General features: G+C 59.1%; 14 protein-coding genes. 10 read left to right on the forward strand and 4 right to left on the reverse strand.

Annotation, left to right across the window (positions count from 1 at the left end; all coding sequences use genetic code 11):
- Positions 1–203 precede the first annotated feature (203 nt).
- The 3 genes from ASD95_RS09995 (at position 204) to ASD95_RS10005 (ending at position 1,881) form a co-directional block, all read left to right on the forward strand.
- Positions 204–395: a YegP family protein gene (locus ASD95_RS09995; protein WP_056721298.1), complete on the forward strand. Its 192-nt coding sequence runs from the start codon at positions 204–206 to the stop codon at positions 393–395.
- A 136-nt stretch (positions 396–531) separates the two neighbouring features.
- A complete protein-coding gene (locus ASD95_RS10000) occupies positions 532–1,458 on the forward strand; it encodes a LysR substrate-binding domain-containing protein (protein WP_056721301.1) in 927 nt (308 codons plus the stop codon).
- A 57-nt stretch (positions 1,459–1,515) separates the two neighbouring features.
- Positions 1,516–1,881 carry a 5-carboxymethyl-2-hydroxymuconate Delta-isomerase gene (locus tag ASD95_RS10005; RefSeq protein ID WP_056721303.1) on the forward strand — a complete coding sequence of 122 codons (366 nt, stop codon included), beginning with the start codon at positions 1,516–1,518 and terminating at the stop codon, positions 1,879–1,881.
- Between the two features lie 3 nt (positions 1,882–1,884).
- Here ASD95_RS10005 and ASD95_RS10010 read toward each other — a convergent pair whose 3' ends face one another.
- The 3 genes from ASD95_RS10010 to ASD95_RS10020 form a co-directional block, all read right to left on the reverse strand.
- On the reverse strand, positions 1,885–2,823 hold the full coding sequence (locus ASD95_RS10010) for a LysR family transcriptional regulator (RefSeq protein ID WP_056721305.1): 939 nt from the start codon (positions 2,821–2,823) through the stop codon (positions 1,885–1,887).
- Positions 2,824–2,936: 113 nt separating this feature from the next.
- Entirely contained in the window at positions 2,937–3,854 is a 918-nt protein-coding gene (locus ASD95_RS10015) for a DMT family transporter (RefSeq protein WP_056721307.1), read from the reverse strand.
- A gap of 13 nt (positions 3,855–3,867) precedes the next feature.
- Positions 3,868–5,052, reverse strand: coding sequence for a cyanate transporter (locus tag ASD95_RS10020; RefSeq protein WP_056721308.1), 1,185 nt, complete (start codon positions 5,050–5,052; stop codon positions 3,868–3,870).
- Between the two features lie 472 nt (positions 5,053–5,524).
- Here ASD95_RS10020 and ASD95_RS10025 point away from each other — a divergent pair, with 472 nt between their 5' ends.
- The 6 genes from ASD95_RS10025 (at position 5,525) to ASD95_RS10050 (ending at position 12,071) form a co-directional block, all read left to right on the forward strand.
- Complete coding sequence (locus ASD95_RS10025) at positions 5,525–6,907, forward strand: glutamine synthetase family protein (RefSeq protein WP_056721310.1); 1,383 nt, start codon at positions 5,525–5,527, stop codon at positions 6,905–6,907.
- 190 nt (positions 6,908–7,097) lie between these two features.
- On the forward strand, positions 7,098–8,747 hold the full coding sequence (locus ASD95_RS10030) for a phosphoethanolamine transferase (RefSeq protein WP_056721312.1): 1,650 nt from the start codon (positions 7,098–7,100) through the stop codon (positions 8,745–8,747).
- A gap of 72 nt (positions 8,748–8,819) precedes the next feature.
- On the forward strand, positions 8,820–9,470 hold the full coding sequence (locus ASD95_RS10035; RefSeq protein ID WP_056721314.1) for a class I SAM-dependent methyltransferase: 651 nt from the start codon (positions 8,820–8,822) through the stop codon (positions 9,468–9,470).
- A gap of 123 nt (positions 9,471–9,593) precedes the next feature.
- On the forward strand, positions 9,594–10,727 hold the full coding sequence (gene rnd / locus ASD95_RS10040; RefSeq protein WP_056721316.1) for a ribonuclease D: 1,134 nt from the start codon (positions 9,594–9,596) through the stop codon (positions 10,725–10,727).
- Entirely contained in the window at positions 10,724–11,017 is a 294-nt protein-coding gene (locus ASD95_RS10045) for a YcgL domain-containing protein (protein ID WP_056721318.1), read from the forward strand. Before rnd ends, ASD95_RS10045 begins: the two co-directional genes overlap by 4 nt.
- 121 nt (positions 11,018–11,138) lie before the next feature.
- Positions 11,139–12,071 (forward strand): D-2-hydroxyacid dehydrogenase, encoded by a 933-nt coding sequence (locus ASD95_RS10050; protein ID WP_056721321.1) that lies wholly within the window; start codon positions 11,139–11,141, stop codon positions 12,069–12,071.
- 91 nt (positions 12,072–12,162) lie between these two features.
- Here ASD95_RS10050 and ASD95_RS10055 read toward each other — a convergent pair whose 3' ends face one another.
- Complete coding sequence (locus ASD95_RS10055; RefSeq protein WP_056721323.1) at positions 12,163–12,756, reverse strand: nitroreductase family protein; 594 nt, start codon at positions 12,754–12,756, stop codon at positions 12,163–12,165.
- Between the two features lie 164 nt (positions 12,757–12,920).
- Between ASD95_RS10055 and ASD95_RS10060 the strand changes: the two genes are divergently transcribed.
- Entirely contained in the window at positions 12,921–13,370 is a 450-nt protein-coding gene (locus ASD95_RS10060) for a YcgN family cysteine cluster protein (protein WP_056721325.1), read from the forward strand.
- Positions 13,371–13,388 lie beyond the last annotated feature (18 nt).

Consider the following 13,388-nt stretch of genomic DNA (forward strand, 5'->3'; position numbering starts at 1 on the left):
AAATCCTGGCGATAAGGGCGATCGCGTCCGCTTAAAAATACGCGGACACCATCGCCCTTAATGCTGGAGTTCGGTAGGTGACTTGGCCGGACGCTTACGAAATATCCCCTGACATTGCAAGTAATCGCCCTGGAAGCGCCTCCTTTACTCTGGTGACCGCAGATCACCGATCTGCGGTCACCAGCAATCGCAAGGAGCGAGCAATGTATTTTGAGATTTACAGACAAATCCGCGGCACTGTCCTGACTGGCAAGGGCCAATGGCGTTGGCGGTTGAGGGCAGGGAATCATGAAACGATTGCCAGCGGGGAGGCGTACGTCAACAAGGCCGATTGCCTGCATGCAATCAGTTTGATCAAGGGGACCTGCGAGCAGACCCCGATCAAGGAAATCTAGTTTGAGGAGGATGAAGCTGCTCGTTCAGGGCAGCTTCGTTTTCAATCTGCGTCAGGCTGTTGGACCTGAGTCGGATAGACGGCAGTCGCATCCGCTACCTAAACTGTCTGCAGATTTAGGGATCGGGGGGCAGTGGATGAATCGCAACGAACTTCGCAAGGCGGATATCAACCTGATGGTGGTATTCGAAACGCTGATGCTCGAGCGCAATGTCACTCGGGTGGCGGAGAAGCTGTTTCTCGGTCAGCCGACCATCAGTTCCGCGCTCAACCGCTTGCGTGCGATGTTCAATGACCCGCTGTTCATACGTGTTGGCCATCGCATGGAGCCGACGGCAAGGGCCGAAGAAATCATCAGGCACCTGTCGCCGGCGCTGGATTCGTTGTCCGTGGCCTTGAGCCTGACCCATGATTTTGACCCGGCCAGCAGCACGATGTCGTTCCGCATCGGGTTGTCCGACGATGTCGAGTTCGGCCTGTTGCCGCCATTGCTGCGAGCGCTGCGCCAGGAAGCGCCCAACGTGGTATTTGTGGTGCAGCATGTCGATTACTGGCGGATTCCCGATTTGCTGGCGTCCGGCGATATCACGGTGGGTATCAGCCAGACCCGTGGCTTGCCGGCCAATGCCAAGCGCAAGTTGCTGCGGCACATCCAGCCCAGCATTTTGCGCGCCGATGCCTCCGACACACCGCTGACCCTCGATGAATATTGCGCCCGGCCGCACGTGCTGGTGTCCCATACCGCCAACGTCAGTGGCTACGCCGACGAGTGGCTGGCGGACATCGGCCGAACGCGCCAGGTGGTGCTCTCGGTCCCGCAATACAGTTCTTTGCCGGCCCTGCTTGCCGGGACAGACCTGATTGCCAGCCTGCCGGACTACACCGCCGAGGCGATGGCTGCATCGGGAGTGCTGTTCAAGGAACCCTTTCCCATCCAGACACCCACCCTGGACCTGTCCATGGTCTGGCTCAGTCATGTCGATACCGACCCTGCCGAACGCTGGTTGCGCTCGCGCCTGGAAGCGTTCATGAGTGAGCGTGCCGTTTTGCCGCTGCCCGAATGAACAGGGCGGCGCTGTGCTATATGTACGACCTTTCCACCCACTTACAGGAACTGACTCATGCCTCACCTGCACATGGAATACACCGCCAACCTGACTGATCTGAATGCCGATGTGGCATTGATGCGGTTGAACAATACGTTGGTGGGTTCCGGTCAGTTTGCTACCGAATTCGACATCAAGAGCCGCGCGGTCAAGGTCGAGACGTTCAAGGTCGGCACGGCACTGGCTGAGCGGGCGTTCGTGCATGTGAAACTGGCGCTGTTGAGTGGTCGTTCCTCAGAGATCAAGAAACAGCTGTCTGAAAGCCTGTTGGCGGTAGTGCAGGGCCTGTGTGAGTGGCCGAGCAGCATTGAGGTCCAGTTGTGCGTGGAAATTCTCGACATCGATCGCGACTCCTACAGCAAGACCGCCCTCAACAACTGAGTATCAGGCCGTTTCCTGCTCGACGCAGGCCCGGATCATTTGCGCTCGCAGCCAAATGTTGGCGCTGTCCTGATCGACACTTTGGTTCCACTGCATGTCGAGGCTGAAACCCGGCAAGCCTTCGGGCGCTTCACAGTGATTGAAGGTGTCTGCACTGGCCAGCAATCGCTGGATGCGCCGGGGCAGGGTCAGGGCATAGTCGGTGCCGGTAATCAGCTTCAGCGCTGCACTGTAGCTATTGGCGCGTGCGACGATCTGGCGCTGTTGTGCCTGCTGCGCGAGCCAGCCGTCGACCATGTTGGTGGCGGACGTCCAGGGTGTCGGGAACACATGTCGACGTTCGACATAGGTTTGCAGGCTCAGGCGTGGTTCCGTCGGTGTGGCGTGCTTGTCGAAAACACACACCAGATCATCGTCGAGCAGCGTCTGCGATTTGAAGTCAACGTGACTGCGATGAAAGTTCGGGCCGAAGCACATCACCAGGTCGAGGCTGCCTTCGCGCAACGCTTCGGCTGGGATATCGGCCTGGAGTTTGAACACATTGACCATCACCGGAAGATCGGCGAGGTCGAAGGTTTTCAACAGGCGCGGCAGGATCAGTTGCTCGAAGTATTCCGGTGCGCAGATATTGAAGGTCACGGGTTGCAGGCCCGGATCGAATGTGGGTAAGCCTGCGTGACACAGATTGATGCTTTCGAGGATTTTCAGCACGTGAGGGTACATCGCGCTGGCCTTGCCGGTGGGCTGCATGCCATCGGTACGGGTATTGATGAACAGTTCGTCCTCGAAGCCGGTGCGCATTTTTTTCAGGCAGTAGCTTACCGTGGACTGGCTGACGCAAAGCGTCTCGGATACGGCTGTGACGCTGTTCTGCTCATACACGGCGACGAACACCATGAGGTCCTGCATGTCGAGTTTTCTAAGCGAATTACTGTTCAGCATCCATGGCGTCTCGCTACGTCCCTTGCGCTGACCGTGTGCAAGGTGGGTGAATCATCCTAGCGGAATGAGCGAGCAGGGAAAACGCCTTGCAGGACGTTTCGCCCAAGACCCTGTCAGCCCTGGACCATCGCCGACACGGCGCGGCGGCTGGACATCAACAGCGCGAACATGCCGAGACCCACCAGCACCGCGCCGGCCATTTCCAGCGGCAGCGGCATCTGGCGGCCCCATAGCCAGTGAAACAAGGTGATGAACAGCGTACTCACGTAGATGTAGGAAATTACCGAGGACGGTGCGATCACGCCGATGGCCCGGTGCAGTAGCCAGAACGTCGCCAGAGTGGCGAACACCGCCAGGTACATCAGCCAATAGAAATCGTTGAGCGTCAGTAGTGATGCCGAGCGCCAACCGCCACTCAATCCACAGAACACCAGCAGAAACAGCGCACCGAACAGCATGTTCCAGAACGTCAAGGGCACCGGCCCGCGTCCCTTGAGGCTATCGGCTTTCAGGCGCTGGCTGAGGGGGGCATAGAGCGCCATCGCCAGGCAGCCGATGCCGTACACCGTCAATGCATAGGGCGATGGCAACTCGCTGGGGCCGGTGCCTTTCATGATCAACAAAACTGCCCCAGCGGCGGCGAGCAGCATCGGCACAATCCGTCGTTTCAGACGGCTGTCAGGTGCCAACACGGCTTCGAAACCCAGGGTCATCAGTGGTACCAGCGTGAACATCGTCCCGGTATTGACGGCCGAGGTGTAGCGCAGTGCTTCGAACAGCGAACCGAAGTACAGCGCCAGCAGCAGGCCGAGCACCGCGTGACCGAACAGCGCGCGGGCGGTCATGACGGCATCGCTTTTGAGCAGTAACAGTGGCAGAAACACCAAGGCGCAAAACAGCAGGCGCAAACCGGTCAGCAGGATCGGGTCGATGGCCTGGCTGACTTGCGCCGCCGCGGAAAACGATGCGGCGATCAACAAGGCCCAAAGCAGCATGCTGGCATGAGCGCCGGCAAAACCGGTGGTTTTCATGGCAGGCTCCGGATCAATGGATGTGGCGACTGTAGTGCCTTGGGTTGAAGCGCAAAACCATCAGCATCATCAGCGCCATGACCGCCGTCAGCGACCACCAGGCCCATTCAAAACTGCCGAGCCGGTCGCGGATGATCCCCGCCAGCAACGGCGACAGGCCGGCGATCAAGTAGCCGATGCCTTGCACGAATGCCGTCAGGCCACCGGCACGCACGGGATTGTCCAGGTGATCCAGCGATACGATCAGGCTCATCGGGAACAGGCCGCCAATGCCCAGCCCCAGCAGGCATGGCCATATCAGGCTCAAATGCCGTGGGCTCAGAATCAGTCCGCAGAAACCGGCGATGATCAGTGTCAGCAGCACCATCAGCACGACGCGGCGGTCGCGGCTGCGGTTGGCGATGACGGGCGTCAGCAGGCCCGACAGCACTTCCATGGCAGTCAGAAACCCGAGCAGCAATCCGGCATGCTGTTCGCTCCAGCCCTTTTCCACGTAGTACGGCGCCAGCCAGGCCAGAACACAGGTGTAGGACGCAGTGCCCAGGCCGAAGAAAATAGCGAGTAACCACGCGCGGGAATTGGCGAAGTACGAACCTTTACTGCATGCCCTCGAGTCCAGTGTCGGCATCCCCGCGCTTTGGCTACGCCAGAAGAGCAACGCCAGCACGGCGAGAACGGCCCAGATCGCCAGGCCCATACGCCAGCTGCCGGTACGCTCCATCACCAGCGGCGCAAAGGAAGCACCCATGGCGGCACCGCCCATGATCGACGTGACGTAGAGTCCCATGCACAGGGCAACGTGGTCGCTGAAGCGGGATTTGATCAGCGCCGGCATCAGGGCCTGGATCAAGGCGATCCCGATACCTGCCAGCACTGCGCTGAGGAGCAACTGCGCGGCTGAATCAAGGAACAACCGCGAAAATGCGGCCGCACCGATGATCAGCAACGAGAACACCACCGTGCGCTGCTCGCCGAATCGCTGGCTGACGCGCAGGCCTACAAACATCGCCAGTCCCATGGCCGTCACCGGCAACATGGTCAGCAGTGAAGCCTGGCTGAAGCTCAGCGCAATGTCGTCGCGAATCGCCGACAGCAGAGGCCCGACAGCCGCCATGGAAGGGCGCAGGTTCAGGGCAACCAGGACAATGCTGAACATGAGCCAGAGGGCAGGGCGGGAAGTGGCTCGGGTGTTTTCCATGATCGGACCTAGAACAATAGGGTTCCGATTAGGCGCGCGTGGCCTGGAGGCGGCAAATCAGAAATTCCGGCGAAGTATTTAGAAATTAAATACATGTCGCAGCCAAATGTTTAGCCAGACGATATCCAAGGTTCTTCAAATCCTGATTTAACGACTTAAGCTGTCGTGTGACGCTGCGGGTCATCTGTTTTCTGCGGTTCTCTCTATGGACGGTTGGCCAGTCGCAATCCACCTCAAGGCATCCATCGACGCTCGGGCGTCGAGCCTTGGTCGTCGATTCACGCCCGCCACCGCGCCAAATCTCTCTGCACTTCCGTCTGAACTGGCTTTCTGGGCGCTGTGGCATTGCCGCCATGCGCGCCCGCCGGATTCCTGCTTTTTCCGCTGATTGTTCCTACATATTCCGCTCGATGGCGGGATTAACGTGCGGGTGCTTTTGGGTGCCCGTCTGACACGGAAAAAGAGAGTTCCCATGAGTTGTGCCACGACCTCGTTTGCCACCCGACAAGAAGCCCTGACCTTTCTGGAGCAGAACCCGGACATTGAAATGTTCGAGCTGTTCATCCTCGACAACAACGGTGTGCCACGGGGCAAGTTGCTCCATCGTGACGAGTTGCTGGCGGTGTATGAAAGCGGGCGGCCATTGCCGAGCACCATCCTCGGCTTGACCATCAACGGCGACGACGTGGAAAACTCCGGGCTGGTCTGGGACGTCGGTGATATCGACTGCCGGGCCTACCCGATCAGCGGCAGCCTCACGCGCATGCCGTGGCGTCTGATACCAACCGCAGCCGTGCAGGTCAGCATGCACCCGACGGAGGGAATGCCCGCCACCATTGCCGATCCCCGTCATTTGCTGGCCAAAGTCATCGAGGGTTTGCAGGCCGACGGTTATTACCCGGTCATGGCAGCGGAACTGGAGTTCTACCTGCTCGATCAGCAACGCGACAGCAATGGCCGACCTCAACCGGCACGGGATGTCGATGGCGGGCGTCCGCACGGTACCCAGGTCTATGGGTTGCGCGAGCTTGAACAGATCGAACCATTCCTGGCCGATCTCTACAGCGCCTGCAAGCTCCAGGGGATTCCGGCGCGCACGGCCATTTCCGAATACGCGCCGGGGCAAGTGGAAATCACCCTTGAGCACCGCTCCGACGCGCTACAGGCGATGGATGAGGCGGTGCGCTACAAGCGTCTGGTCAAGGGGGTGGCGCACAAGCACGGCATGACAGCCTGCTTCATGGCCAAGCCTTTCGATGACCTGGCCGGCACCGGGATGCACATGCACGTGAGCCTGGCGGACAAGGACGGTAACAACCTCTTCGCCAGCCAGGCCCCGGATGGAACGCCACTGCTCAAGCAGGCCGTCGCCGGCATGCTCAGTACCTTGCTCGATTCGCTGTTGCTGTTCTGCCCCAACGCCAACTCATACCGTCGATTCCAGGCCAATAGCTATGCGCCCCTGGCGGCCACCTGGGGCGTGGACAATCGCACCGTGAGCCTGCGCGTACCTGGCGGGCCGGCGTATTCCCGGCACATCGAACACCGAATCTGTGGCGCAGATGCCAATCCCTATCTGGCGGCTGCAGCGATTCTGGCCGGTATTCATCGCGGTATCCGCGAACAGCTCGATCCCGGTGCGCCGGTGGAAGGCAATGGCTATGCCCAGGCTGCGAAACTGTTGCCGACAGACTGGCTGACCACCTTGCGATCGCTGGAGGGTTCAAGTTGGGCCAGGGAAGCCTTCGGCGGCGAATTCCTCGGCGTCTACCTTGCGGTGAAGCGCGCTGAATATCGTCAATTCATGGGGGAGGTCGGTGAGCAGGACTGGCGCTGGTATTTGCACCAGGCCTGAGTCGGATCTGAATCAGGGCTGAACCATTCTCAAATGCTCTGTAAGTGTAAGGCGGGATAAATAAGCCAACTAATTGTTGGCTTATTTTTCACAAAAAATTGATGGTTGGCTACCTAAAATCAGGGCTGTCTCGGTAAATGAAATTTTCACATTTGCCGAAGACACCTTTTTTCAGGACCCGCCGAAACTCATGCTTAAGATTAAATCCGTGCGCCCCGAATGGGTGACGCTGATTGCCAGTGCATTTTTGTTAGTTGGCTTCAATTATGTACTCTGGCAACACCTGTTCGAAATCACCGCGTCCGATGGCAAAGGCATCGTCATGCGCGTGGCCTTCGGGGTGATGATCTTTGCGGCTTTCAACATTGTGCTGACCCTGCTGGCATTCCGGCCGCTGCTCAAGCCGGTCCTGACCCTGCTGTTCATGACCAGCGCTGGCGCGGCGTATTTCATGAGCCAGTATGGTGTTCTGATCGACACCGGCATGTTGCGTAACTTCGCTGAAACCAATGCCACGGAAGTGCGTGACTTACTGTCGCTCAAATTATTTGTTTATATTTTTCTGCTCGGCGTTTTACCGTCCTGGCTGTTGTGGAAGATGCCGATTAATTATCGTCGTTGGCACCGTGAACTACTCAGTAAAGTTCTGGTGGCGTTTGCCTCGGCAGCGGTCATTGGTGGTGTTGCACTGGTTAACTATCAAGGCCTGTCTTCGCTGTTTCGCAATCACCACGAGTTGCGCCTGATGGTGGTGCCAAGCAACTACATTGGTGCCTCGGCTGGTTTCTTGCGTGAGCAGGTCGCGTCTGCACATCAACCTTTTGTGAAGCTCGGTGAAGATGCCCGGCGCAATCCGGTCTGGCAAACTCACGGGCGCAAATCCCTGACGGTGCTTGTCGTGGGTGAAAGTGCCCGGGCGGAAAACTTCGGCATCCTTGGCTACAACCGTGACACCACTCCGAAACTGAGTAAGGAAGATGGCCTGATCGCTTTCACCGACGTGCATTCCTGCGGTACTGAAACCGCCGTATCGGTGCCTTGCATGTTCTCCAACATGGGGCGCAAGGACTACAACGCCAGCAAGGCAAAGAACGAAGAAGGTCTGCTGGACGTGCTCAAGCACGCGGGTATCGACGTGATCTGGCGTGACAACCAGTCTGGCTGCAAAGGTACGTGCGATCGCGTCACCCTTCAGGACGTCAGCAGTCTGAAAGATCCGGCGCTGTGCGCCAACAGTGAATGCCGCGACGAAATCCTGCTGCAAGGGCTGCAGCATTTCATCGATACCCTGGACAAGGACACGGTACTGGTATTGCACCAGATGGGCAGCCACGGTCCGGAGTACTTCAAGCGTTACCCGAAAGAGTTCGAGCGCTTCACCCCGGTTTGCGAGAGTAATGCCCTGAACAATTGCAGTCGCGAAAGTATCGTCAACGGCTACGACAACACCCTGGTCTATACCGACCATGTGCTGTCGACCTTGATTGATCTGCTGCGCAACAACCAGGACAAAGTGGATACCGCGATGCTGTATCTGTCGGACCACGGCGAGTCCCTGGGTGAGTACAACTTGTTCCTCCACGGCACGCCTTACATGCTGGCACCGGAGCAGCAAAAGCATGTAGCCATGTTTGCCTGGTTCTCCGACAGCTATAAAAAATCGTTTGCGGTAGATACCCGCTGCTTGCAACAGAGCCGTGAAAAATCCCTGAGCCAGGACAACCTGTTCCATTCGATGCTTGGGCTGCTGGAGGTCAACAGCAAGGTCTACAACCAGGATCTGGACATGTTTGCAGGATGTCGTGGTCCAGTGACCGACGGCGTGTTGGCCAAGGATTGAGCACTCCCATTCTGTTTCTCGCGGCGGCCGCCGACCTGCGGTCAGTAGAACTTTTACCAAGAGCCATTGCACATGTCCGCTCAGCCCCCATCCGCCATCGAGCTTGAGATCGCCCGGCGCTACGACCAGGAGCACGCGCGCGTCTGCCTCCGGCCGCAAGCACCGGATCTGGGCGGCCGTCTGGCGCTCTGGCGTGAGGAGCGCCTGGTGCACAATGCACTCAAGGTCGCTGGCGAGCCTGGCTTGATCCTTGATGTGGCTTGTGGTGTGGGGCGTTTTTGGCCAGTGCTGGCCGAGCACGCGAATCGGGTGATCCTCGCGACGGATCCGTCCCAGGACATCCTCGATCATGCCCGGACACATCATTCGCAGAGCCTGTTGAAGCGGGTCAAGACCTTCCAAAGCTCCGCGTTCTCGATTGGCTTGTCGGAGAACGCGGTTGACTGCATTTTTTGCATGCAACTGTTCCAGCACCTCCATAACCCGCAACATCGTCTGGCGATGCTGGGCGAGTTTTACCGGGTCAGTCGCGATACGGTGATTGTCGCGGTGCGCCTCGACGGTCTTTTCAAGGGCGCGCGTTCGGGTGTGGAAGGGCCGTTACCGAGCAAGACCGAGGTGGAAAGCGAGTTCAGGCAGGCGGGTTTCCGTTTGCTCAGCCATCAGGACTTTTTCCCCGGATGCGCGCGCATGCGGGTCTACGTGCTGGGTAAGACCAGCTAGCTCGGCTTTGTAGGACTATTCTTTATGTCACGCAGTAATTTTCGCTAACGCTCTTGTTCAGTGGATGCGCGGAAATCGCCGGGGGCGATATATACTGCGCGCCATTCTTCAAGGGAGAGCCGTGTGGCCATCGATATTCACTGGATTCGCGACAACGATAGCCTCGGACGGTTGTGCGCCGAGTGGCAGCAGTTGCCATTCGTTGCCCTCGACACCGAATTCATGCGGGTCGACACCTTCTACCCAATCGCCGGCCTGCTGCAGATCGGTGATGGCGTTCGCGCCTATCTGATCGACCCGCTGACCATCGACAACTGGCAGCCATTGGCCGCGTTGCTGGAAAACCCGGCGGTGCTCAAGGTTGTCCACGCGTGCAGCGAAGACCTCGAAGTCCTGCTACGCCTGACCGGCAGCCTGCCGGCGCCGCTGTTCGATACGCAGCTGGCTGCCGCTTACCTGAACCTCGGTTTTTCCATGGGCTATTCGCGATTGGTGCAGGAGGTGCTCGGCATCGACCTGCCCAAGGGTGAAACCCGTTCCGACTGGCTGCAACGTCCGCTTTCCGAAACCCAGATCAGCTATGCCGCCGAAGACGCCGTGCATTTGGCTGAAGTTTTCGTAAAGCTGCGTCCAAAGTTGTCTGACGAGAAATACGCCTGGGTCCTGGAAGACGGCGCCGAACTGGTGGCCAACCTGCGCCGCGAGATCGACCCGTATGAGGTCTATCGCGATGCCAAGCTGGCCTGGAAGCTGTCCCGCGCCCAACTCGCCGTTTTGCGTGAGCTCTGCGCCTGGCGCGAAAAGGAAGCCCGGGTCCGCGATCTGCCGCGCAACCGGATTATCCGCGAGCATTCGTTGTGGCCGCTGGCGCGTACGCAACCGGATAACCTCGGCGCCCTGGCGAAAATCGAAGACATGCACCCGCGTACCGTGCGTCAGGACGGCGAGTTTCTGCTTGATCTGATCAAGCGCTCTGGCAGTGTGTCGCCTGATCAATGGCCGCCAGCCGTGCCGGAGCCGTTGCCGGTGGATGCTGCTGCGTTGCTCAAACAAATGAAGGCCATAGGCCAGGCCGAAGCCGAGCGCCTGAACATCGCGCCGGAACTGATGCTGCGCAAGAAAACCCTGGAAGCGCTGCTTAAAAGTGGCTTCCCCAATGGTCCCTACCAATTGCCTGATTCGCTGCGTGGCTGGCGCCGCGAATTGATGGGCCAGGCGCTGCTCGACAGCCTGGCCACCGCCGGAGAACAGCCTTGAAACGTATTTGTTCCATCTATCGCAGCTCGAAGAGAAACGAAATGTACCTGTATGTGCTCAAGAGCGATGCTCTGGAGCGCGTGCCGGAGTCCCTGATGGCAGCCTTCGGCAAGGCCATCCACGCGTTCGACCTGGTGCTGAGCCCCGAGCGCAAACTGTCGCGCGAGGACATCACGGTCGTGCTGGATAACCTCGAAAAACAGGGCTATCACCTGCAAATGCCACCTGCCGAAGACGAGTATATCGAGCACCTGCCGGAAGAGTTGTTGCGTCGCAACGATCCGATGTGAGCGGCAGACAGACTCTGTTCAGCGTGGTTATGAAACACTGATTGATTTTAGCGATTGGCAGCATCGGCGGAGCACTTGCTCCGTCGGCGGCCGTCTGCACCGTTTTTGAAAGGTTTGAAGCATGCGCGTCCTGATTGCTGAACACGACCACCCCGTGTACGCCCAACTGTTGCGCGAGGCGGCACCGGATCTGGAGGTGCTGACCAGCGGTGATTCCGCCGAACTGGCCAGCCAGGCCGCCGATTGCCCGGTGTGGCTCGGCCAGCCTGATTTGCTGGCGACCCTGTTGCGCCAGGGCCATCAACCGCAATGGCTGCAATCGACCTGGGCCGGCATCACGCCGCTGCTGGCCGATGGTTTGCCGAGGGACTATCGGCTGACCCGTGCGGTCGGAATCTTCGGCCAGGTCATGGCCGAGTACGTGCTCACGTATATGCTTGGTCACGAACGTGAAGTACTGGCGCGACTGGTCAGCCAGGTCGAGCGCAAGTGGGACAGTCGCCAGGTCCAGAGCCTGGCGGGACGCAAGGTGTTGATCGTCGGCACCGGTGATATCGGTCAAAGTGTCGCGCAGTTCCTCGTGCCGTTCGGCGTCGAGTTGTATGGCGTTGCCAGCACGGCGCGGGAGCAGGCACCGTTTATCGAGGTCGGTTCACTGGCGGATCTGCCGCGGCTGGTCGGCGAAGTCGATTACGTGGTCAATTTGCTGCCGAACACCGTGGAAACCCACGATATCTACGACGCGGCGCTGTTCAAGCAATTCAAACCGACCGGGTTGTTCATCAACGCCGGACGCGGTGTGGCGGTGGTCGATGCGGATCTGGTGGAAGCCTTGAAGGAAGGTCATCTGGCGGGCGCAGTGATCGACGTGTGCCGTCAGGAGCCCTTGCCCCAGCGTCATCCGTTCTGGACGGCCTGGGGCCTGTTGCTGACCGGCCACAGCTCGGCACCGACTTCGCCGTCGATGATGGTGAAGCTGTTTGTCGAAAACCTGCGGGCGTATCAGGCGGGAGAGGCATTGCGCGGGGAAGTGGATTTCGATCGCGGGTACTAAGGCGCAACGAAAAAAGATCGCAGCCTGCGGCAGCTCCTACAGGGTTATGTGTACACCTGTAGGAGCTGCCGCAGGCTGCGATCTTTTGCTGTTAGAGGGTGAAGTCACCTTCAGCCGCCAACTCACTCAACGGACGACGCGGGCTTGGCTCTTCACGGGCTTGCAGGTAATCCGCCAGGCTCGCCTTGTCCCCCAGCTTGCCCACCGCGACGGCCGCGTGCAGGGCGTAGCCTTCAGGAATGTTCAGCTCTTTGCGGGTCAGCTCCTGGTCGAAGCCGGCCATGCCGTGGGTGTGCCAGCCGCTCAGGCTCGCTTGCAAGGCCAGGTGGCCCCAGGCGGAACCGGTGTCGAAGGTGTGCCACAGGGCCGGGGTTTCTTCGGTGGCGCCAGGCGCGGTGAAGGTGGTTTTCGAAATCACGATCACCAGGGCCGACGCATGTTGAGCCCAGCTGCGGTTGAATTCGTTCAGCAGGCCCAGGTAACGCTCCCAGTTCGGCGTGTCGCGACGTGCGTAAAGGAAACGCCAGGGTTGCGAGTTGTAGGCCGAGGGTGCCCAGCGGGCGGCTTCGAAGAAGCTCAGCAGGGTTTGCTCTGGAATCGTTTCGCCAGTGAAGGCACGGGGCGACCAGCGCTCGGTGAACTGAGGGTGAATGGCGTAATCGGCAACGCGTGGGTTGGCACTCATCAAGAGATTCCTGGCTACGTTTGAAAGTGGGAGCAACGCAAAACCCTACTTGGCGGCGCAAAAACTGACAAGCCCGTTCTACCGACAGTCGCCAATGCTTGGCCCAAGGGGCTACGGGCACTAGACTGGCGGCCTTTTCACCACCTGATGTCGATACTCGAACCATGGCCGCCAAAGTAGAACCGTTCTGGATACGCAAGACCCTCGATCAACTCGATCAAGAGGAATGGGAGTCGCTGTGCGACGGCTGTGGATTGTGCTGCCTGCAAAAGCTTGAAGACGAAGACGACAACAGCGTCTATTACACGCGCATCGCCTGCAAGTTGCTGGATCTGAAAACCTGTCAGTGCAAGGACTATCCTAACCGTCGTGACTCCGTGCCGGACTGTATCCAGCTCACGCCGGGCAAGGCCGACGAATTCAAATGGCTGCCGCCGACCTGCGGCTATCGCCTGGTCAGTGAAGGCAAGGACCTGCCGTTGTGGCATCACCTTGTGTGTGGTGATCGCGATGCCGTTCATCACGAGCGGATTTCCCAGTCCGGGCGCATGCTCGCCGAAGGCAGCGTGCCGGAGGATGACTGGGAAGATTACCTGATTTTCCGCGCAGGCTGACTGCCTGAGGTTCAACGT

The sequence above is a fragment of the Pseudomonas sp. Root71 genome, assembly GCF_001429045.1.
In the GTDB taxonomy this organism is placed as follows: domain Bacteria; phylum Pseudomonadota; class Gammaproteobacteria; order Pseudomonadales; family Pseudomonadaceae; genus Aquipseudomonas; species Aquipseudomonas monachiensis.

Bases quoted from the DNA above. Each gene is read 5' to 3' on its own strand.
- ASD95_RS09995 (WP_056721298.1), top strand. From the start codon at position 204: ATGTATTTTGAGATTTACAGACAAATCCGCGGCACTGTCCTGACTGGC.
- ASD95_RS10000 (WP_056721301.1), top strand. From the start codon at position 532: ATGAATCGCAACGAACTTCGCAAGGCGGATATCAACCTGATGGTGGTA.
- ASD95_RS10005 (WP_056721303.1), top strand. From the start codon at position 1,516: ATGCCTCACCTGCACATGGAATACACCGCCAACCTGACTGATCTGAAT.
- ASD95_RS10010 (WP_056721305.1), bottom strand. From the start codon at position 2,823: ATGCTGAACAGTAATTCGCTTAGAAAACTCGACATGCAGGACCTCATG.
- ASD95_RS10015 (WP_056721307.1), bottom strand. From the start codon at position 3,854: ATGAAAACCACCGGTTTTGCCGGCGCTCATGCCAGCATGCTGCTTTGG.
- ASD95_RS10020 (WP_056721308.1), bottom strand. From the start codon at position 5,052: ATGGAAAACACCCGAGCCACTTCCCGCCCTGCCCTCTGGCTCATGTTC.
- ASD95_RS10025 (WP_056721310.1), top strand. From the start codon at position 5,525: ATGAGTTGTGCCACGACCTCGTTTGCCACCCGACAAGAAGCCCTGACC.
- ASD95_RS10030 (WP_056721312.1), top strand. From the start codon at position 7,098: ATGCTTAAGATTAAATCCGTGCGCCCCGAATGGGTGACGCTGATTGCC.
- ASD95_RS10035 (WP_056721314.1), top strand. From the start codon at position 8,820: ATGTCCGCTCAGCCCCCATCCGCCATCGAGCTTGAGATCGCCCGGCGC.
- ASD95_RS10050 (WP_056721321.1), top strand. From the start codon at position 11,139: ATGCGCGTCCTGATTGCTGAACACGACCACCCCGTGTACGCCCAACTG.
- ASD95_RS10055 (WP_056721323.1), bottom strand. From the start codon at position 12,756: ATGAGTGCCAACCCACGCGTTGCCGATTACGCCATTCACCCTCAGTTC.
- ASD95_RS10060 (WP_056721325.1), top strand. From the start codon at position 12,921: ATGGCCGCCAAAGTAGAACCGTTCTGGATACGCAAGACCCTCGATCAA.